This is a genomic window from Mycetocola sp. Y791 (assembly GCF_059445325.1).
Window position 1 is genome coordinate 674,511 of record NZ_JCAIUC010000003.1, and the last position, 19,265, is coordinate 693,775.

At 65.7% G+C, this 19,265-nt stretch carries 19 protein-coding genes and 2 tRNA genes; 11 read left to right on the forward strand and 10 right to left on the reverse strand.

Translation table 11 applies throughout. The annotated features are described in order from the left end of the window. Positions 1-75: 75 nt before the first annotated feature. Genes AC1C2N_RS12235 through AC1C2N_RS12250 form a run of 4 tightly spaced genes read right to left on the reverse strand, consistent with a single transcriptional unit; the run spans position 76 to position 3,803 of the window. Positions 76-1,599 (reverse strand): amidohydrolase, encoded by a 1,524-nt coding sequence (locus tag AC1C2N_RS12235; RefSeq protein ID WP_495434135.1) that lies wholly within the window; start codon positions 1,597-1,599, stop codon positions 76-78. Between the two features lie 34 nt (positions 1,600-1,633). Continuing rightward, positions 1,634-2,629: an Fpg/Nei family DNA glycosylase gene (locus AC1C2N_RS12240; protein WP_495434136.1), complete on the reverse strand. Its 996-nt coding sequence runs from the start codon at positions 2,627-2,629 to the stop codon at positions 1,634-1,636. A 1-nt stretch (position 2,630) separates the two neighbouring features. Next, positions 2,631-3,137, reverse strand: coding sequence for a ribose-5-phosphate isomerase (locus AC1C2N_RS12245; protein ID WP_495434137.1), 507 nt, complete (start codon positions 3,135-3,137; stop codon positions 2,631-2,633). A gap of 51 nt (positions 3,138-3,188) precedes the next feature. Then, positions 3,189-3,803, reverse strand: a complete 615-nt coding sequence (locus tag AC1C2N_RS12250) for a mycothiol-dependent nitroreductase Rv2466c family protein (RefSeq protein ID WP_495434138.1) — start codon at positions 3,801-3,803, stop codon at positions 3,189-3,191. A gap of 130 nt (positions 3,804-3,933) precedes the next feature. Here AC1C2N_RS12250 and pepN point away from each other — a divergent pair, with 130 nt between their 5' ends. The 4 genes from pepN (at position 3,934) to AC1C2N_RS12270 (ending at position 9,818) form a co-directional block, all read left to right on the forward strand. Beyond that, the gene (gene pepN, locus AC1C2N_RS12255; protein ID WP_495434139.1) at positions 3,934-6,480 is read left to right on the forward strand and encodes an aminopeptidase N; all 2,547 of its coding nucleotides are present in this window, start codon (positions 3,934-3,936) and stop codon (positions 6,478-6,480) included. Between the two features lie 167 nt (positions 6,481-6,647). Beyond that, on the forward strand, positions 6,648-7,658 hold the full coding sequence (locus AC1C2N_RS12260; RefSeq protein WP_483404379.1) for a mechanosensitive ion channel family protein: 1,011 nt from the start codon (positions 6,648-6,650) through the stop codon (positions 7,656-7,658). Beyond that, positions 7,655-8,047, forward strand: a complete 393-nt coding sequence (locus tag AC1C2N_RS12265; protein ID WP_108391274.1) for a globin — start codon at positions 7,655-7,657, stop codon at positions 8,045-8,047. Before AC1C2N_RS12260 ends, AC1C2N_RS12265 begins: the two co-directional genes overlap by 4 nt. A gap of 106 nt (positions 8,048-8,153) precedes the next feature. Beyond that, entirely contained in the window at positions 8,154-9,818 is a 1,665-nt protein-coding gene (locus AC1C2N_RS12270) for an FAD-binding dehydrogenase (protein ID WP_495434140.1), read from the forward strand. 59 nt (positions 9,819-9,877) lie between these two features. On the opposite strand, the gene AC1C2N_RS12275 is transcribed toward AC1C2N_RS12270, so the two are convergent. Further along, positions 9,878-10,534: a DUF8185 domain-containing protein gene (locus tag AC1C2N_RS12275; protein WP_495434141.1), complete on the reverse strand. Its 657-nt coding sequence runs from the start codon at positions 10,532-10,534 to the stop codon at positions 9,878-9,880. A gap of 70 nt (positions 10,535-10,604) precedes the next feature. Here AC1C2N_RS12275 and AC1C2N_RS12280 point away from each other — a divergent pair, with 70 nt between their 5' ends. Then, positions 10,605-11,489 (forward strand): acyl-CoA thioesterase, encoded by an 885-nt coding sequence (locus AC1C2N_RS12280; protein ID WP_495434142.1) that lies wholly within the window; start codon positions 10,605-10,607, stop codon positions 11,487-11,489. An 86-nt stretch (positions 11,490-11,575) separates the two neighbouring features. On the opposite strand, the gene ettA is transcribed toward AC1C2N_RS12280, so the two are convergent. The 3 genes from ettA to AC1C2N_RS12295 all read right to left on the reverse strand — a co-directional run bounded on the left by ettA (position 11,576) and on the right by AC1C2N_RS12295 (position 14,504). After that, entirely contained in the window at positions 11,576-13,258 is a 1,683-nt protein-coding gene (gene ettA / locus AC1C2N_RS12285) for an energy-dependent translational throttle protein EttA (protein WP_108391278.1), read from the reverse strand. 4 nt (positions 13,259-13,262) lie between these two features. Beyond that, positions 13,263-13,715 (reverse strand): DUF6993 domain-containing protein, encoded by a 453-nt coding sequence (locus tag AC1C2N_RS12290; RefSeq protein WP_495434143.1) that lies wholly within the window; start codon positions 13,713-13,715, stop codon positions 13,263-13,265. Between the two features lie 165 nt (positions 13,716-13,880). Next, on the reverse strand, positions 13,881-14,504 hold the full coding sequence (locus AC1C2N_RS12295) for a single-stranded DNA-binding protein (protein ID WP_495434144.1): 624 nt from the start codon (positions 14,502-14,504) through the stop codon (positions 13,881-13,883). A gap of 224 nt (positions 14,505-14,728) precedes the next feature. Between AC1C2N_RS12295 and AC1C2N_RS12300 the strand changes: the two genes are divergently transcribed. The 3 genes from AC1C2N_RS12300 (at position 14,729) to AC1C2N_RS12310 (ending at position 16,937) form a co-directional block, all read left to right on the forward strand. After that, positions 14,729-15,736, forward strand: coding sequence for an aldo/keto reductase (locus AC1C2N_RS12300; RefSeq protein ID WP_483404385.1), 1,008 nt, complete (start codon positions 14,729-14,731; stop codon positions 15,734-15,736). A gap of 92 nt (positions 15,737-15,828) precedes the next feature. Then, on the forward strand, positions 15,829-16,074 hold the full coding sequence (locus AC1C2N_RS12305; RefSeq protein WP_495434145.1) for a hypothetical protein: 246 nt from the start codon (positions 15,829-15,831) through the stop codon (positions 16,072-16,074). A 128-nt stretch (positions 16,075-16,202) separates the two neighbouring features. Further along, positions 16,203-16,937, forward strand: coding sequence for a hypothetical protein (locus AC1C2N_RS12310; protein ID WP_495434146.1), 735 nt, complete (start codon positions 16,203-16,205; stop codon positions 16,935-16,937). A 132-nt stretch (positions 16,938-17,069) separates the two neighbouring features. Here AC1C2N_RS12310 and nadE read toward each other — a convergent pair whose 3' ends face one another. Next, positions 17,070-17,891 (reverse strand): NAD(+) synthase, encoded by an 822-nt coding sequence (gene nadE / locus AC1C2N_RS12315; protein WP_483404388.1) that lies wholly within the window; start codon positions 17,889-17,891, stop codon positions 17,070-17,072. A gap of 54 nt (positions 17,892-17,945) precedes the next feature. Further along, positions 17,946-18,018, reverse strand: a tRNA-Arg gene (locus tag AC1C2N_RS12320). An 89-nt stretch (positions 18,019-18,107) separates the two neighbouring features. On the opposite strand from AC1C2N_RS12320, the gene orn reads away from it, so the two are divergent. From orn to AC1C2N_RS12335, 3 genes are all read left to right on the forward strand, one after another. Continuing rightward, positions 18,108-18,728: an oligoribonuclease gene (gene orn, locus AC1C2N_RS12325; RefSeq protein WP_483404389.1), complete on the forward strand. Its 621-nt coding sequence runs from the start codon at positions 18,108-18,110 to the stop codon at positions 18,726-18,728. A gap of 50 nt (positions 18,729-18,778) precedes the next feature. Beyond that, positions 18,779-18,854 (forward strand) — tRNA-His (locus AC1C2N_RS12330). Positions 18,855-18,908: 54 nt separating this feature from the next. Beyond that, positions 18,909-19,259 (forward strand): metallopeptidase family protein, encoded by a 351-nt coding sequence (locus AC1C2N_RS12335; protein ID WP_483404390.1) that lies wholly within the window; start codon positions 18,909-18,911, stop codon positions 19,257-19,259. Positions 19,260-19,265: the final 6 nt, after the last annotated feature.

Genomic DNA, 19,265 nt, shown 5'->3' on the forward strand with positions numbered 1-19,265 from the left:
CCGCTCTCTTCGAAAGGGGGTCGCCTTCGGGCGGCCCTCTTTTTTGATGCGCGGGCGTGTACAGCCGGATGGGTTCTAGATCACGGAGTGCGTGAACCGGCCGTTGAGGATCGTCGCAGCGACCGGCATCCGCCTCAATTCCTCCGGCGTCGACGTGAGCGGGTTCCTGTCGACGATCGCGAGGTCAGCGACCCGCCCGGCCGCTACCGCCTCATTCGGCGTGCGGGTCGTCGCCGCGAGCGCCTCGGCGACACCGATCGACTGTTCCGGATGCCACGGCTCGCGGTCGTCCCTCGATCGACCCACCGCGGCAGAAATGGCGACCCACGGATCGAGTGGCGCGACGGGCGCATCAGAACCCAGGGCGATTCTCGCCCCCTGGTCGAGCAGGGCACGGAGAACAAAGGCGCGGCGCGTGCGTCCAGGCCACAGCTTCTCCGCAGCGTCGCGGTCGTCCATGGCGTGCTCGGGCTGAACACTCGCCGTGACGTCGAGCTCGGCGAACCTCGCAACATCGGTGTCGCGAAGCAGTTGAGCGTGTTCGATCGAGCCTGTCGCCCCCGTCGCGGCAAAGGCGTCGAGCGCGAGCGAATTGGCGCGGTCACCGATCGCGTGAATCGCGCTGTGCAGTCCGCCGGCCGTTGCGCGACGCATCAGCTCGGTGAGTTCGGCTTCGGGCACCGTGAGCACACCGTGTGCGTCCGATTGGCCAGCGAGTCCGTCGTAGTGGTCGTCGCAGTACGCGGTCCTCGTGTTCAGGGATCCGTCGGTGATGACCTTGAGCGAGCCGACCTCGACGAGGCCGTGGGTGTGCGGCACGATCTGGCCGGTCGCGAGCCGCGCGGCGAGCGCGCGGTCGAGGTCGCCGGGATAGATACCGAACCGCACCCGGAGCGCGGTTGCCCCGGCCTGGGCTCGACGTCTCCACACCTCGAGGTTCCACGCCATTTCGAAGTCGACCACCCCGACCACTCCGCGTGCAGCCGCCGCGGCGGCCGCATCGCGTGCCCACCCATCGACGACGCTGTCGTCTGCGCCGAGCCCCTGGCTCACCGCGAAGGCGTCTTCCTCGCGCAGCAGACCTGTCGGGTGACCCGCGTGCCCGAACTGCGCGAGGGCAGCGCTGTTGAGCCAGACACCGTGGAGGTCTGCACCGATCAGTACAACCCTCCGCCCGCGGGAGATCCGGTCGAACGCATCGAGGTCGGCGGCATCCGGCCACATCGCGTCACGGAATCCGGTGCCGACGAGGATATCGTCCGGGTGCACCCTCGGCACGGCAGCGGCAACGTAGTCGTGAACGAGGTCGAGCACCGATGCGGCCGAGACGCTCGCCGTCAGGTCGAGCCGCCGGGAGGCGAGAGCCACCTGCGTGAAGTGAACGTGGTGATCCCAGAGGCCGGGCAGCACCCATCGGCCATCGAGATCGGTGGCTTCTCCCTCCGGAGCGATCGAACCGGCAGGACGGATGTCGGTGATCCGGGCGTCTTCGAGCAGAATGTCGACACCAGCGCCGTCGGAGCCGACGACACGCGCGTTTCTGAGGGTCGAGCGGATGCCCGAGCCGGGACTGGTTGCGCTCAGCCGGAATTCTGTCATCGCGCCCTCCGCGGGTGGGCCATATCGCCGCCGGTCACCGCTGGCAGTTGGGGCACCAGTACAGCTTTCTGGCACCCATCTCTTCGAGAACGATGTTCGTCCCGCAGACCCGGCACGGCAGGCCCTCGCGCTTGTAGACCCAGTGGCGATCGTCGCGACTCGCCATCGCCTTGCGATAGTCCTCGCCCCGGAGGTCGTCCATCGTCATCATCTGGCCGGTCTCCACCCCGATCGGGAGGAGCCTCGCCCAGTCCTGCCAGAGCCCGCGCACGAGTTCCTCGGGAATCAGCTTGCCCGGCGTGTGCGGGTTGATCCGCGAACGGAAGAGCAGCTCAGCACGGTAGACGTTTCCGATCCCGGAGACGACGGACTGGTCCATCAGGAGCAGGCCGATCGGTGTGGGCTTCTTGCGTACAACAGCGGTGAACCTGTCCTCCGCGGCCTGGCTCGGGTCGAGGAGCGGGTCAGGGCCGAGCTTTGCGATCACGGCGTTCACCCGTTCGCTGTCGAGGATCTCGCAGGCGGTCGGACCGCGCAGGTCGGCGACGGCGTGCTCGGTCAGCAGTCGGAGCCGGACCGCGCCGACGGGCGGAGGCGGGAACGTGTCCCATTCCTCGCCCGACAGGCCTTTGGTTTGCTCAGACATGCGCACGCGGGTCTTTCTCGGCGCACCAATCGAGTGCAGGGAATTCTCTCCAGCCTCGTCGAGGATCACCGCGGCGAGGTCGGTTCCGTGCTGGTTGGTCTGGCCCATCCTGCCGTTGGCACTCGCGATAGTGGCGTCGGAAGTGATCTCTCCGGCGAAGTCCCATGCGCCGTACATGCCGAGGTGGACGCGCAGCCAGAGCTCGTCATCGAAGTCGAGGAACATTTGCTTGCCGACGGCTTTCACGTCGACGAGCGTGCGGCCGGACAGGACCGCTGCGCCCTCGGCGAACCTGCCCTGCGGGCTCGACGCCGTGACCTGATGTCCCTGGAAGTTGGAGCGGAACTGCCTGGCGATGCGATGAACGGAATGACCCTCTGGCACGCTAACCCCGCTCAGAGGATCCGGCGTCGACGCCCTTGCCGGCGATCGTCCCCGTGGTCTCGTACTCGGCGATCTGCGCGATGCGCCGGACGTGGCGCTCATCGCCCGAGAACGGTTCGGCGATAAATGCGTCGATAAACGTCTTCACCTCATCGAACGAGTGCTGTCGCGCACCGATCGAGATCACGTTTGCGTCATTGTGTTCGCGTGCGAGCTTCGCTGTGCTCTCGTTCCAGACGAGGGCAGCACGGATGCCGTGCACCTTGTTCGCGGCGATCTGCTCACCGTTGCCTGAACCGCCGAAGACCACACCGAGTGCCTCGACACCCGCCTCACGGTCGCGCAGCACTCCGAGCGCGGCGTTGATGCAGAACGCCGGGTAGTCGTCGAGGGCGTCGTACTCCGTCGGCCCATGATCGACGACTTCATGTCCGCTGCGTGCGAGGTATTCCTGCAGGTCGGTGCTGAAGTCGAGGCCGGCATGATCGGTGGCGATATGGATGCGCATGGTTCCATTCTGCCGTCCCCGACCGGCGTCCGCGCGACTCACGCGGCCCGATCAGGTGAAGATCGGTCCGACGGTCCGGCTGCGCTTGAGTTCGAAGAAACCCGGGTATGACGCCACAGCAACGACGCCGTCCCACAACCGGACCGCCTCCTCGCCCACTGGCGCCGGCGAAATCACCGGCCCGAAGAACGCTGTGCCGTTGACAGCGATGACCGGCGTTCCGACATCCTGGCCGACCCGTTCGATGCCGTCGAAGTGGCTGGCACGCATCTGGGCGTCGTAGCTGTCGCTCTCGGAGTGCTCGGCGAATTCCGGGGGAAGGCCGACCTCGGCGAGCGCCTGCGAGATCACCGTGTCGGGGTCGGTTGAGCCGCCGGGGTGAATCTGGGTTCCGAGGGCGTCGTAGAGGGGCTTCACGATGGCCTGTCCGAATTCTTCCTTCGCCGCGGTGACGAGGCGGGTATACCGAAGCGCGCGCGGGAAGAAAGCGCGGTACTCATCCGACACGTCCTGATTCTCGTTGAGCACGGCGAGGCTCATCACGTGCCACGTCACCTCGAGGTTGCGGTGTCTCGCAACCTCGTCGACCCACCTCGAGGTCATCCACGCCCACGGGCAGGACGGGTCGAACCAGAAATCAGCAGCGGTCGGGGTATCGGTGCTCATTCCCACAGCCAACCACGGATTTCGCTCGCGAGAGGCCGCCTCAGCCCATTGGCAGCGGAAGGCGGAGCACTACGCTGGAATCTCGGACACGATCCGCACCGATCGACAGCCACACCCTAAGGAGTCCCCGTTGCCCGGAGAAAACCTCACCCGCGCCGAAGCACAGGAACGAGCCTCGCTCGTCTCTCCCTCGAGCTACCAGATCGCCCTCGACCTCACCACCGGCCCTGAGACCTTCCGGTCGACGACGACGGTCCGGTTCAGCGCGACACCGGGCGCTTCGACCTTCATCGACGCCATTACCCGTACCGTGCACTCGGTGACCCTCAACGGCGTTGCCCTCGACCCGGCGGCCATCAGCGACGGCATCCGTATCGCCCTGGACAACCTGCAGGCCGACAACGAGCTCATCGTCGACGCCGACATGATCTACATGAACACCGGTGAGGGCCTGCACCGTTTTGTCGACCCCGTCGACGACGAGGTGTACCTCTACAGCCAGTTCGAGGTCCCGGACTCACGCCGCATGTATGCGGTCTTCGAGCAGCCGGACCTCAAGGCGACGTTCCGGTTCACCGTGACCGCGCCCGCCCACTGGGACGTCATCTCCAACTCCCCCACCCCTGAGCCCGTCGATGCAGGCGAGAACAGCAAGACCTGGGCGTTCGAGCCGACACAGCGGATGTCGAGCTACATCACCGCGATCATCGCGGGACCGTACGTCGCCGTGCGCAGCGAGCTGACGTCGAGCGACGGACGCACGATTCCGCTCGGTGTCTTCTGCCGTCAGAGCCTGTCCGAGTATCTTGACGCTGACTACATCTTCGAGAAGACCCGCCAGGGCTTCGAATACTTCGAGAAGAACTTCGACTACCCGTACCCCTTCCCCAAGTACGACCAGCTGTTCGTCCCCGAGTACAACGCTGGCGCGATGGAGCACGCGGGGGCTGTCACGTTCACCGAGGCGTACGTCTTCCGCTCCAAGGTGACGGATGCCATCAAGGAACGCCGCGTCGTCACAATCCTGCACGAGCTCGCGCACATGTGGTTCGGCGACCTCGTCACGATGAAGTGGTGGAACGACCTGTGGCTCAACGAGTCGTTCGCCGAGTGGGCCTCGACCATCGCTGTCGCAGAGGCCACCGAGTGGACCGGTGCCTGGACGACGTTCAACGCCATGGAGAAGAGCTGGGCATACAAGCAGGACCAACTGCCGTCGACCCACCCCATCGTCGCGACGATCAACGACCTCGAGGACGTTCAGGTCAACTTCGACGGCATCACGTACGCCAAGGGTGGCTCGGTTCTCAAGCAGCTCGTGGCCTGGGTCGGCATCGACGCGTTCTACGCCGGCGTGGCCGCCTACTTCAAGAAGCACGAGTACGGCAACACCGAGCTCGTCGACCTGCTCAGCGAACTCGAGACCGCATCGGGCCGAGACCTCACCGACTGGGGCAAGCTCTGGCTCGAGACGGCCGGCGTCAACACGCTCCGCCCGGAGATCACGGTCGACGACTCCGGAGTTATCACCGGCTTCGCGGTGCTGCAGTCGGCGGTACCTGAGTACCCGACGATCCGCCCCCACCGCCTCGCCATCGGTTTCTACAACCTCGTCGACGGCAAGCTCCTCCGTGAGCACCGGATCGAACTCGACGTCGATGGTGAGCGCACCGAGGTCGCCGAACTCGTCGGCCTGAAGCGCCCAGACCTCGTGCTGCTCAACGACGACGACCTCGCCTACGCGAAGATCCGCCTCGACGAGGCGTCTCTCGCCGTCGCGACCGAGTCGCTGTCCGCCATCGAGGACCCGCTTGCACGGTCCCTCGTCTGGGCTGCCGCCTGGGACGCGACCCGCGACGCCGAAACCCCGGCTCGCGACTACGTCCGCCTCGTGCTCGGAAACATTGCGACCGAGACCGAGTCGACGACGATCCGCACGACGCTCAACCAGCTCGTGCTCGCGGCGACCCAGTACGTCGCTCCCGAGCGCCGGGAGAGCACGGTTCGGGACGTCGGCGACGCACTGTGGGCCCTCGCCCAGGGTGCTGAGGCCGGGAGCGACGCCCAGTTCCAGTTCGTGAAGTTCTTCGCGGCGGTTGCGTCCACCGATGAGCACTTCGACGCCATTCGCGCCCTCCGTTCGGGCGAGACCGCGCTCGACGGGCTCGAGATCGACACCGACCTCGACTGGGAACTCCTCGCCGCGCTCACGGCGGGTGGAGTCGCCGGAAACGACGAGGTCGACGCGGCCCTGGCCGCCGACAACACGGCCAATGGCGCGAAGGCTGCCGCGCTCGCCCGCGCGGCGATCCCGACGCTCGAAGCGAAGCGTGCCGCGTGGGCATCCGTCGTCGACATCGACACCGCCCCGAACGCCATCGTGCAGTGGACGGGCATCGGCTTCCAGCGCGCTCGCGACCGGGATGTCCTCGCGTCGTTCGTTCCCGACTACTTCGAGATGCTGCAGCGCATCTGGGCATCGCGCAGCTACAAGATCGCCGAGTACCTCGCGGTTGGGCTCTACCCCGCTCCGCTCGCCAGCGCAGAACTGCGCGACGCAACGGTGGCCTGGCTCGACCAGAACGCCGAGCCGCCGGCCCTTCGGCGCATCGTCGTCGAGAACCTCGCCGGCGTCGAGCGTGCGCTCAAGGCACAGGAGCGTGACGCCCGGGCATAGCCCGATGTTCTGAGGCGCCACGCGCACGGATGCCGTCACCGGCCCGTGCGCGTGGCGCCTCTGTCGTTAACGGCACAGTCGCTAACGGCACAGTCGTTAACGACACAGCCCATTTGCCCGCCGGACCTCCAGCGTCCGCCCAGTGGCCCGACGGTAGACTTGGCCCGATGACTGAATTCTGGCAAGGTGTTGACGCCTTCTTCCTTACCCCAATCGGCCGGCTCGTCATGATCGCGATCATCATCGTCGGAGCGTTTATCGCATCATGGCTCCTTCACTTCGCGATCCGACGGATCGTGAACCAGATCGTGTCCGGGGTGAAGAAGACCCAGGGTGCCGAAGACACCCAGGCGCTCAACGTGTCACCGCTCGCCGCGGTGAGGCTCGTGCAGCGAACACGCACGCTCGGCACCGTACTCGGCAACATCGTCAACGTCACGGTCGTTGTGGTCACGATCATCCTTGTGGTCAACCAGATCGACCCCAACATCATCGGCTCGCTCGCCCTGCTCACCGCCGCGCTCGGTGCCGGCCTCGGTTTCGGCGCCCAAAACATCGTCAAGGATGTGCTCAACGGCCTGTTCATGGTGATGGAAGACCAGCTCGGCGTCGGCGACGTCGTCGACCTCGGCCCTGCCACCGGTGTCGTCGAGCGCGTCGGCATCCGCATCACCCAGGTGCGAGACGTCAACGGAACCCTGTGGTTCGTGCGTAACGGCGAGATCCTGCGCGTCGGCAACATGTCCCAGGGCTGGGCGCGGGTCATCATCGACCTCGCCGTGCCCTACGACGCGGACATCGAGACTGTCCAGGACACCATGCTCACCACGGCGACAGCCCTTGCCCAGGACCCGAAGTGGCGCAGCCGGATCCTCGAGCGCCCCGAGCTGTGGGGAATCGAGTCGATCTCCGAGGAGGCGCTCATCATTCGCCTCGTCGTGAAGACCCGTCCCCCTGCCAAGGATGACGTTGCCCGTGAACTGCGTGCGCGCCTGAAGTACGCCACAGACGAGCTGGGCGTCCAGCTGCCATCGCTCAAGAGCGTGGTCCTCGAGGGCTTCGACGGTGCGGCTTCCGTCACGGGTGCACGCCCGCCGCGCACCAAGCCGCTCAAGACCATCAACGAAGCTCCCCACGCCGTGAGGAAAGCAGCGAAGAAGGGGCCGGCGCAGCCATGACCAACCTCAACTCCCCCAGCTTCTACGAGGAGGTCGGCGGCCGCGCTACCTTCGAAAAGCTGTCGCTCGAGTTCTACAAGGGTGTCGCCGCCGACCCGGTGCTCAAGCCGATGTACCCGGAGGAAGACCTCGCGGCAGCGACCGAACGCCTGACGATGTTCTTCGAGCAGTACTGGGGCGGTCCGTCGACGTACAGTGAGCAGCGCGGGCACCCGCGGCTCCGCATGCGACACATGCCGTTCAAGGTCAATCCGGATGCGCGAGACCGCTGGCTGCTGCACATGCGCGCCGCGGTCGATACCCTCGGCCTGTCACCGCTGCACGAGGCGACCCTCTGGGACTACCTCGAGCGCGCAGCGCAGGCGATGGTCAATACCTTCGACGAGTAACGCCCTGCGACTCGACGCGTAACGCCCCTCTCGTCCGACGGGGCGCGCATCTCCTACGCTGGGAGCATCGCGGGCGACGGAGCCCGCGGATCGAAGGAGATCCCGGATGCCAGCAGCACAGACCTCGACCGACGTGATCATTGTGGGCTCTGGGCTCGCCGGGCTCGTCGCTGCCGCTGAGCTGTCGGACGCCGGCAGGCGGGTGATCATCGTCGAGCAGGAGCCGGAGGCGTCGCGCGGCGGGCAGGCACACTGGTCGTTCGGCGGGCTGTTCCTCGTCGACACGCCCGAGCAGCGCCGGATGGGCATCCGCGACTCGCACTCCCTCGCGTGGCAGGACTGGCAGGGCTCCGCCGCCTTCGACCGACAGGACGACAATTGGGCGAGGCGATGGGCAGAAGCGTATGTCGACTTCGCCGCTGGCGACAAGCGATCGTGGCTGCGCGAACGTGGTGTCGGCTTCTTCCCCGTCGTCGGCTGGGCGGAGCGCGGCGGGTTCACAGCGAACGGGCACGGCAACTCGGTCCCGCGGTTCCATATCGTCTGGGGCACGGGCCCCGCGATCGTCGAACCCTTCCTCGAGCGCGTCCTGGCGGGGGTCGAGGCAGGGCGTGTGCAGTTCAGACATCGCCACCGCGTCGATGAGCTCGTGGTTCACGACGGTGCCGTGACCGGCGTGACCGGAAGCGTTCTCTCGCCGTCGACCGCCGGACGTGGCGAAGCGAGCCCACACGACGTCGTCGCCGATTTCGAGCTGTCGGCGCAGGCCGTTGTCGTGACGACGGGCGGGATCGGCGGCAACCTCGACCTGGTCAGGGCGAACTGGCCGGCACGACTCGGTACTCCACCCGAGTCGATGCTCTCCGGAGTCCCGGCCCACGTCGACGGCCGCGGCCTCGGTATCGCCGAACGCGCCGGCGCGCGACTGGTCAACGGTGACCGGATGTGGCACTACACGGAGGGCATTGCCAACTGGGATCCGGTCTGGGCCGCCCACGGCATCCGTATCCTCCCCGGGCCGTCATCGCTCTGGCTCGATGCCACGGGTGCACGCCTTCCCGCGCCGCTGTTCCCCGGCTTCGACACGCTGGGGACCCTGCAGCACATCCTCGGCACAGGACACGGTCACAGCTGGTTCGTGCTCACCCAGAAGATCATCGAGAAGGAGTTCGCCCTCTCCGGCAGCGAGCAAAACCCCGATCTCACCGACCGGGACCTCAGGCTTCTGCTCAAGCGGGTTGCTCCCGGCGCGCCAGGCCCGGTTGAGGCGTTCAAAGAGAAGGGCGACGACTTCGTGGTCGCGGACAACCTGCCGGAGCTGCTGGCGGGCATGCAGCGGCTCTCCGGCACTGCCCCGCTCGACACGGTGCGGGTGGAACGGGAGATCAGGTGGCGCGATGCCCAGCTGGACAACGAGTTCTCGAAGGACGCACAGATCACAGCGATCAGGGGTGCCCGCTCCTATCGGGGCGACAAGCTCATCCGTGTCGCACGCCCGCACAAACTGCTCGATCCGAAGGCTGGTCCGCTCATCGCCGTGAAACTGCACATCCTCACGCGGAAAAGCCTCGGCGGCATCCAGACCGACCTGTCCGCACGCGCGATTGGCGACGACGGCACACCGGTTCCCGGGCTTTACGCGGCCGGAGAGGCCAGCGGCTTCGGCGGTGGCGGCATGCACGGATACCGAGCGCTCGAGGGGACTTTTCTGGGCGGATGCCTGTTCACCGGTCGGACCGCCGGGCGCGCGATCGACGCTCAGCTGCCCTGAGCCATCGTTCTGCGTGCAAGCCGTTTCCGCGGTCGCACGTCAGGCAATTCCGGGAGAGGTCAGAGACCCCGTGACGAGCGAACGAGGACGTGGCCCCGCACAGGACTCGCCCTGACCCAGGCACCGGAGGCGTAGAGCGGGACCTCTTCCTCGCCGACGAGGAACCCGAGGCTCCCCGCCGCGAACGCGATTCCTGACGGAACGTCCGGGTGCCCGGCGAGCGGGCGCGACCAGACCTCGGCCCTGACCCGCTGCACGATGGCGTCACCCGCGTTGTCCGGCACCGTCCGAGCGACTTCTCCCGCGCCGTCCCTCGCTGCCAGTTCGAGCGCCAGAGAGCTGATCCCGCCGATCCGCTCCCACCCGCCACGTGGCGGCGCGATCCCTGACCAGCTCGTTCGTACGTCGGCCGGCGGAAGCGGGACCACGATCTCGCCGGACGCCCCGTCGGTGTGAGCGAGCCGGTCCGCGATCGCAGCCGGAGCGACCACGCGGTCGAAGACGGCGCCAGAAACCTCGGCGAAGGTCCGGAGGCCGAGGATCGTCGGGCTCGTGTCGAGCAGGCCGCGCGGATGCAGCACCGCCGAGTACACGGCAAGCACTCCCCCGCTGGCAATCAGGCGAACCGCCGTGTCATCGACGAGCCTCGCCCGGGCGAGGTACACCCGAAGGTCGGCGGCGGCGTGGGCGTCCTGGAGGGTGATCGCGTCATTCATCTGCTGTCTAAACTACCTAAGAAGCATTGGTGAAACCCACCAGTCCGCCAGCACCACCAATCGGAGAGCAATGACAGACCCCGTCGCATCCCTCTTGAACGCCCTGAACCTGACTGATACCGGAGCTCGAACGAGCGAGGACATCTTCACGGGGCCATCACTGTGGATGCCGGGTGGACGGGTTTACGGGGGGCAGGTTCTTGCGCAGGCCGTGATGGCGGCAAGCCGGACGACAGCGGAGGAGCGTATCGTGCACTCGATGCACGGGTATTTCCTGCGGCCCGGTGACGTCAACCAGGAAATCACGTTCAGCGTCGACCGGATCCACGACGGCCGTTCGTTCTCGACGAGACGCACACAGGCATACCAGTCCGGCGTTCCGATCCTCTCGATGATCGCTTCGTTCCAGGACCAGGACGAAGGCCTCGACCACCAGGCGCCAATGCCTGAGGGCTACCCCGATCCGGAGAGCCTGCCGACCGCAGCCGAGCTGCTCGGACACATTGATCATCCGGCTGCCAGGGCGTGGGCCAACGACCGGCCATTCGACATCCGCCACGTACCGTCGCCGATCTACCTCTCGGTCGAGGGCGAGCGCACCGCGACGAACGCGGTCTGGATCAAGGCGTTCGGCACCCTTCCCGACGACCCGAGCCTGCACAGGGCTGCGCTCGCGTACGCGAGCGACTACCCGCTGCTCGAGTCGATCCTGCGCAAGCACGGCCTGGCCTGGGTGACCCCGAATCTCAAGGTTGCGAGCCTCGACCACGCCATGTGGTGGCACCGGCCGGCCCGGGCTGACGAGTGGCTGCTCTACGTCCAGGAGTCCCCGAGCGCATCGGGCGGACGCGGACTCGCGCTCGGCCGGTTCTACTCCCGCGACGGCGTCCTGGTTGCGAGCGTCGCCCAGGAGGGCATGGTGCGGGTACCACCGGCACTGGCAACAGACACCTAAGCCCGCCTGGCAGAAGATAACGATGAAGGCCATGCCGGTGACTGAGTCACCGGCATGGCCTTCATCGTTTCGCCAGAGCGCCCGCGTCAGTCGCGAGTGAGCTTGCGGTATGCGGAACGGTGCGGCTTCGCTGCATCCGGTCCGAGCCGCTCAATCTTGTTCTCCTCGTACGACTCGAAGTTGCCCTCGAACCAGTACCAGTTGCCCGGGTCTTCCTCTGTCCCCTCGTAGGAGAGGATGTGCGTTGCGATGCGGTCGAGGAACCACCGGTCGTGAGTGATGACCACGGCACAACCGGGGAACTCGAGAAGCGCGTTCTCGAGGCTTCCAAGGGTTTCCACGTCGAGGTCGTTAGTCGGTTCGTCGAGGAGCAGGAGGTTTCCGCCCTGCTTGAGGGTCAGTGCCAGGTTGAGGCGGTTGCGCTCTCCACCGGAGAGAACACCGGCCTTCTTCTGCTGGTCAGGTCCCTTGAATCCGAACTGGGAGACGTACGCCCGTGACGGAATCTCGGTCTTTCCGACCTGGATGTAGTCCTGGCCGTCTGAGACGACCTCCCACAGGTTCTTGTTGGGGTCGATGCCACCGCGGCTCTGGTCGACGTAGGAGATGTCGACCGTCTCACCGATCTTGAGCTCTCCGCCGTCGAGCGGCTCGAGGCCGACGATGGTCTTGAAGAGCGTGGTCTTACCGACACCGTTGGGGCCGATGACTCCGACAATGCCGTTACGGGGCAGGGTGAAGCTGAGGTCGTTGATGAGGATGCGCTCCCCGAAGCCCTTCTTGAGGTTCTTCGCGTCGATGACCTGCGCGCCGAGGCGCGGTCCGACGGGGATGACGATCTCTTCGAAGTCGAGCTTCCGCGTACGCTCGGCCTCGGTCACCATCTCTTCGTAACGTGCGAGTCGAGCCTTCGACTTCGCCTGTCGTCCCTTGGCGTTCGACCGGACCCACTCGAGTTCCTCAGCGAGGCGCTTCGACAGCTTCTGGTCCTTCTTGCCCTGGACCTGCAGTCGTTCCTGCTTCTTCTCGAGGTAGGTCGAGTAGTTGCCCTCGTACGGGTAGAGGTGACCGCGGTCGACCTCAGCGATCCATTCGGCGACGTGGTCGAGGAAGTACCGGTCGTGAGTGACGGCGAGCACAGCACCTGCGTACTTGGCGAGGTGCTGCTCGAGCCAGAGAACGCTCTCGGCGTCGAGGTGGTTAGTGGGCTCATCGAGGAGCAGGAGGTCCGGCTTCTGCAGAAGAAGCTTGCAGAGCGCGACGCGACGCTTCTCTCCACCGGAGAGGTTCGCAACGGGCAGGTCGCCGGGCGGGGTCCGCAGCGCGTCCATCGCCTGTTCCAGCTGGGAATCGAGGTCCCACGCGTCAGCGTGGTCGATTTCCTCCTGGAGCGTGCCCATCTCGGCAAGCAGCGCGTCGAAGTCAGCATCCGGTTCGCCCATGGCGAGCGAGATTTCGTTGAAGCGGTCGACCTTGGCTTTGATCTCGCCGACGCCCTCCTGGACGTTCTCGAGCACGGTCTTCGACTCATCGAGTTCCGGTTCCTGCATGAGGATGCCGACGGTGTACCCGGGCGTGAGCTTCGCTTCACCGTTGCTCGGTGTGTCGAGGCCAGCCATGATCTTGAGGATCGTGGACTTTCCGGCCCCGTTGGGACCGACGACACCGATTTTGGCGCCGGGGAAGAACGACATGGTGACGTCGTCAAGAATTAGTTTGTCTCCGACAGCCTTGCGGGCGCGGACCATGGAATAGATATATTCGGCCATATTGCTACCAGTCTATTGTTCTTGTCTTCCCAATGAGACATGTCCCGGTGCCGAGCACCCGACCCACCGTCGAGTGATAGCCGCCGACGGCCGTGCCATTCTGACCGATGAGGCACGCTTCGCCCCATCGCACCGAGAACTGGATGGAGTCCGCCGCGTTCCCGATCGTCGTCGTATCGCTCGTCACTTCCATGGCCGCCTTGTCGAAGCCGGCGGCAACAAGCCCGTCGATGAACGCACGACCGTCTGCGGCCGGGTAGGCGGCGAGGGTAGAAGCGTTGACCGAATCGAAGTATGGGAGGTTTTCCTCCGCGGTCCCGCCAGGCACCAGTTGCGGTGCCTGCGGCTCTGGCGCCGGCGATTCGGCTGCAACGGGCGGCGCCGGTGTCGGAGTCGGAGGGCTTCCCGGCATCGAGCATCCGGCGAGCAATCCCCCAGCGAGAAGAACAGCGAACACACCAGTTCCAACCCGACCTCGCCACCGTGTATCGGGTTTCGCCACGCCATCTCCCTGTGCCTGTGCCTGTTGTGATCCGGGCCGGTTGTGATCTGGCCCGTTGTGATCGCGCCGTGTCGGAACGATCGGCTATCAGTCGAGTCTAGGACGGGAGCGCCCGAACCGTCAGAACGGAGTGTCCGGTTCGAACTCCGGTCGACCCTCGCTGGTTCCCCGGGTGCCGGGGTCGCCGACCGATACGGCCGTCCTGCCGAGTACCGGCGCTACCCAATCCGCCTGCTCGCGCGACGAGTCCGGTCGGGCGCTGGCGGGGTCGGGCTCCCGTGCCGCCAGCCCGGGGTAACCGGTGCCGTCATCACCCGCTGGCCTCGCGGGAGCGTAGCCCGGGTTCGCGGCGTCGACGGCGTCAGCCGCGGGTGTGCCTGAGTCGCGTGCTGGGTTCCTCGCGTACCTGGCGGTCCCCCAGGCCAAATCGTGACCAACACTGTCAGCGTCGACCTCAACAGTCGTGCCGTTCTTGTCTCCGCTCTCCCAGCGCCGAATGCGCAGCCGCCCCATCACCAGCACGCGGTCACCCTTGTGCACCGACTCGTGGACATTGCCGGCGAGTTGCCGGAACGAGGAGACCGTGTACCAGTTCGTCTCGCCAGCTACCCAGGCTCCTGCCGTCCTGTCGAAGTAGCGCTGGTTCGAGGCGAGCCTGAAGCTCGTGAGCTCCACGCCGTCGCGGATCGTCTTGTGCTCGGGAACTGTAGCAACAAGGCCGGTCAGGGTGATGCTGTCTGTCATGAGGGTTCTCCCAACTGGATTTCCACACGCAGGACCTCCGGTGTGGAGGTTCCGGAGACGACCTCGTGCCGGACTGCCGCCTCCGGAACCATGATTCGAGTGTGCGACCCTCCAGCGGGCGGGGTCCCTCCGGTACCTCCCCGGTGGACAGGGCATCCGGCCGCTGAAACTGGGGAGGGATACCCGGCGGCGTGCCCTGCACCCGACACCGCTACCCTGTCCTCATGACGTACTCAGCTGCCGAAAACCGATATGACGACATGCACTACGCCAGGACGGGCAGGAGCGGCCTCATGCTCCCCCGCGTTTCGCTGGGCTTCTGGCACAACTTCGGTGACGGACGGGACCTCGAGACCCAGCAGGCCATCGTGCGGCGAGCGTTCGACCTCGGTATTACCCACTTCGACCTGGCCAACAACTACGGTCCCCCTCCGGGATCTGCTGAACGCAACTTTGGTCGCATCCTCCACGACGATCTCGCCGCTCACCGCGATGAAATCGTCATCTCGACGAAGGCCGGTTACGACATGTGGGCTGGCCCGTACGGCCAGTGGGGCTCACGCAAGTCGCTCCTCTCCTCTCTCGACCAGAGCCTCGGGCGACTCGGCGTGAACTACGTCGACATCTTCTACTCCCACCGCCCGGACCCCGACACCCCCATCGAAGAAACGATGGGGGCACTCGCGACAGCTGTGCACTCAGGGAAAGCCCTCTATGCCGGAATCTCCAACTACTCGCCGGAGCAGACCAGAGCGGCCGCCGCGGCGCTCGCCGAGCACCGCGTCCCCCTCCTGATCCACCAGCCGAGCTACTCCATGTTCAACCGGCACGTCGAAAACGGGCTCCTCGACGTCCTCGACGAGGTCGGAGCGGGCTCCATCGTGTTCTCGCCCCTCGCCCAGGGACTCCTGACCGACCGCTACCTCGATGGAACGGTTCCCGACGGATCCCGTGCGGCGACGAGCAAATTCCTGCCGGCTGAGCGGATCTCGCCCACCTATCTCGAACGAGCCCGAGCCCTCAACACGCTGGCCGCCGACCGCGGGCAGTCGCTCGCGCAACTCGCCCTGACGTGGGTTCTCAGGCATCCGCAGGTCACCTCGGCGCTCATCGGTGCGAGCTCGGTGAAGCAGCTGGAACAGAACGTCGCCGCGCTTGGCGCTCCGCCGCTCACGGCAGACGAACTCGCGGCGATCGAACCGTTCGCCGTTGACGGCACCGGACTGAGCTAGCGCTCCTCTCGGCCGACCGGGCGGTGTCGGTGGTGTCTCCTATCGTGTGGGTAAGAGATCACCGACACCACCGGCCGGAGACAAGAGGCAGCATGCACATCGCAACACACCAGGCGACACTCTCGTCGAGCACGAGGGTTGGCATCGAACTCGTCACCGTCCACGACGGGTTGTGGCGCGTTCGCCTCAGCGACGGACGCATACTCGGACACGTCGAGCGCCTCAGCTCGGCCACAGGAGACGTCTTCATCGCCAAGCGGTTCTCGCCGGTCCGGGCGTCATTCCTGTCCCTCGGGCAGTTCTGGAACATGCAGGATGCCGTCGATTCGCTGCGTTGAGCGGTGGTAGCCCCGTGGGCGGTTTCGCTGTTTCCCGGTCATGACCGGTCGGGCAACGCTCGGTCGAAAGCACGACACGGCGGCGGCGTTGCGGGATTACGGGCGGGCCCGAAGGTAGCCTTCGGCACATGGAATGGTGGAATGAATTCGTAGACTGGCTCACCGCAACCGACACACGACCGGTGCTCTTCACCGCCGCCGTGATCTTTATCGCGATTATCGTTTCGGCGCTGCTCGCGGCGTCGATCACCAAGGCAGCGGTACGCCGGCTGATCTCCCAGCGCGATCGCGACCTCAAGACAGCGGCGATCGCCGCACTCGTCGACGCGTCGACCGAGGCCGCCGCCTGGAACTCACTGACCCCCCAGGAGCAGACACTCGCCGACCGGGCAGTCGCCCAGGCGGATATCCAGCTGCGCCTCCTGCCCATCAAGGGTGCGTCGACCGCGGCGAACTGGTCTGCACACCAGCTCGCCGAGATGAAGCGCAACTCCGCCACGTTCGGTTATGAACTCGGACCCGTCGTCGCCGAGTTCCGTGACCGTCTCGTCGAATGGCAGAACCGTCCGAACCGTGCGAAGCGCGTCTTCGAAACCGACCTGGAGCGCTGGCGGTTCGAAACCACGACTCACGAGAAGACCCTGCTCGCGGAGCAGGACGCCTGGGCGACACGCCAGCACCACGAGAAGTACACGGAAGCAGAGCCCGCGGAGCAGCCCGCCGCGGTCGCCCCCGCTGCGTTCGCCCGTCAGGAGTCGGACATCCCCGACACCACGACGCAAAAGCTGATCGACGATGTCGCCGCGATGGATGTCGCCCGCGCCACAGCGGCTCGCGAGTCTGACGAGAAGAAGCTGGCCTAGAGCCACCATTTCCACCACGAAGCCGGTACCGCGAACTCGCGGTACCGGCTTCGTCGTGTGTCGGGTCAGCGCCTGTGGGCCCGCGCGCAGCTCAGCGCCTATGCCTTCAGCGCGGCGGGGCGCTGCGACCGGTCAGCGCCACCAGTTGTCTGCGGGCTCCACCGGTGTCGAGCGCTTGTGCCTGGTCGCGAGGAACCGCGCCTCAATGGCATCCGCAACCTCATCGGGAACGTCGTTCCCTTCGAGGTAGTCGTCGATGTGCGCGTAGGTCAGCCCCAGGTTCGCCTCGTCGGTCTGTCCGGGCTGGTCGTCGAGCAGGTCAGCCGTAGGGAGCTTTTCGTACAGTCGTGCGGGCGCCCCGAGGAACGTGAGCAGGGCCCGGCCCTGCCGCTTTGTCAATCCGGTGAGCGGGACGATGTCCGCGCCACCGTCACCGAACTTCGTGAAGAAACCGGTGACGGCCTCGGCGGCGTGGTCTGTCCCGACAACGAGCAGCCCCTCCTGCCCGGCAAGCGCGTACTGCGCAATCATCCGCGCCCGTGCCTTCACATTGCCCTTGTTGAAGTCGCTGATCGGCTCACCGGTCGCTGTCTCGAACTCCGTTTCAATGCCGTCGACGCCCGGCTTGACGTTGAACGTCACGACCCGCTGGGGCTGGATGAACTCCAGTGCCAGCTGCGCATCCTCCTCGTCACGCTGCACCCCGTACGGCAGCCGCACAGCGATAAACGACACCTTGACATCGTCTTCGGCGAGTTGCTCAACGGCAAGCTGGCACAGCCTCCCCGCGAGGGACGAGTCCTGGCCGCCACTGATACCGAGTACGAGGCCTTTCGCACCGGTCGCCGTGAGGTAATCGGCGAGGAAATCGACGCGCCGACGCGCCTCGGTTTCCGGGTCGATCTCAGGAAGAACGTGCAGTTCGGCAATGATCTGTTTTTGGAGTTCTCGCATGGGTAGTAATTTACCCACCCGCCGTTACGAACGGATGTCGCGCCGACAGAAATGTGCCCCCGGCAGGATTCGAACCTGCGACCAAGAGATTAGAAGGCTCCTGCTCTATCCCCTGAGCTACGGAGGCTGGCGTCTTTCAGAATACCGCAGCACGCTGGACCCCTGTCACCCGCAGCGCGGCAGCCGGCGTCACAGGTCACGGATAGCATGGACACCATGAGCACTGTGAGCGACCGACTTGTCTGGATCGACTGCGAAATGACGGGACTCGACATCGATGCCGACGAACTCGTCGAGATCGCCGTCGTGATCACCGACTATGACCTGAAGCCCGTCGACGATGGCCTCGACATCGTGATCAAACCCGATGACTCGGCGCTGGCGAACATGGGTGAGTTCGTCACCAACATGCACACCTCCTCCGGCCTCCTCGAGGAGATCCCCCTCGGTGTCAGTGTCGCCGAAGCGGAGTACCAGGTCCTCGAGTACGTGCTCAAGCACGTTCCCGCGGAGCAGCGTGCTCCCCTCGCCGGAAACTCGATCGGCACAGACCGCGCCTTCCTCACCAAATTCATGCCGCGGCTCGATGCACAGTTGCACTACCGCAACGTCGATGTGTCGTCGATCAAGGAGCTCGCCAGGCGTTGGTACCCCAGGGCGTACTTCAATGCCCCGGCCAAGGACGGCGGCCACCGCGCGCTCGCCGACATCCTCGAGTCGATCCGTGAACTGGCCTACTACAGGGAGGCCGTGTTCGTTCCGCAGCCCGGACCGACATCCGACCAGGCAAAATCGGCTGCACAGGCCGTAGTGAACAATTACGCTCCAATCATGTAATACACTTTTAGGGTTGCCTCGTCCGGTTGAGAGATCGGGGGATGCGCATGGTGGGTATAGCTCAGTTGGTAGAGCGCCTGGTTGTGGTCCAGGAGGTCGCGGGTTCAAGCCCCGTTACTCACCCCAAGTAGACAGATCCTCGCGCGCGGGTCGCGAACCGGGTCGGATCGGCAGTCGTCAATGTTCACCCTCGACGCCGATGCATTCGAAGCCCTCGTCGGTGACGTATTCGACGCCCTGCCGGACGACATGGTCGACGGACTGGATAATGTCGTCATCGTGATCGAGGATCTTCCCGAAGACGGCTCGCTCGACCTCCTCGGCCTGTACTCGGGCGTGGCGTTGACCGATCGCGGGCAGTACGGTTTCGGCGAGCTGCCCGACATGATCAGCATCTATCGTGAGCCTCTTCTCGCCATCGCCGACAACGAAGAGCAGCTCAGGGAACAGGTGCGCATCACACTGGTGCACGAAATCGCCCACTTCTACGGAATCGACGACGACGAATTGCACTCGCTCGGCTGGGGCTGACGGTCG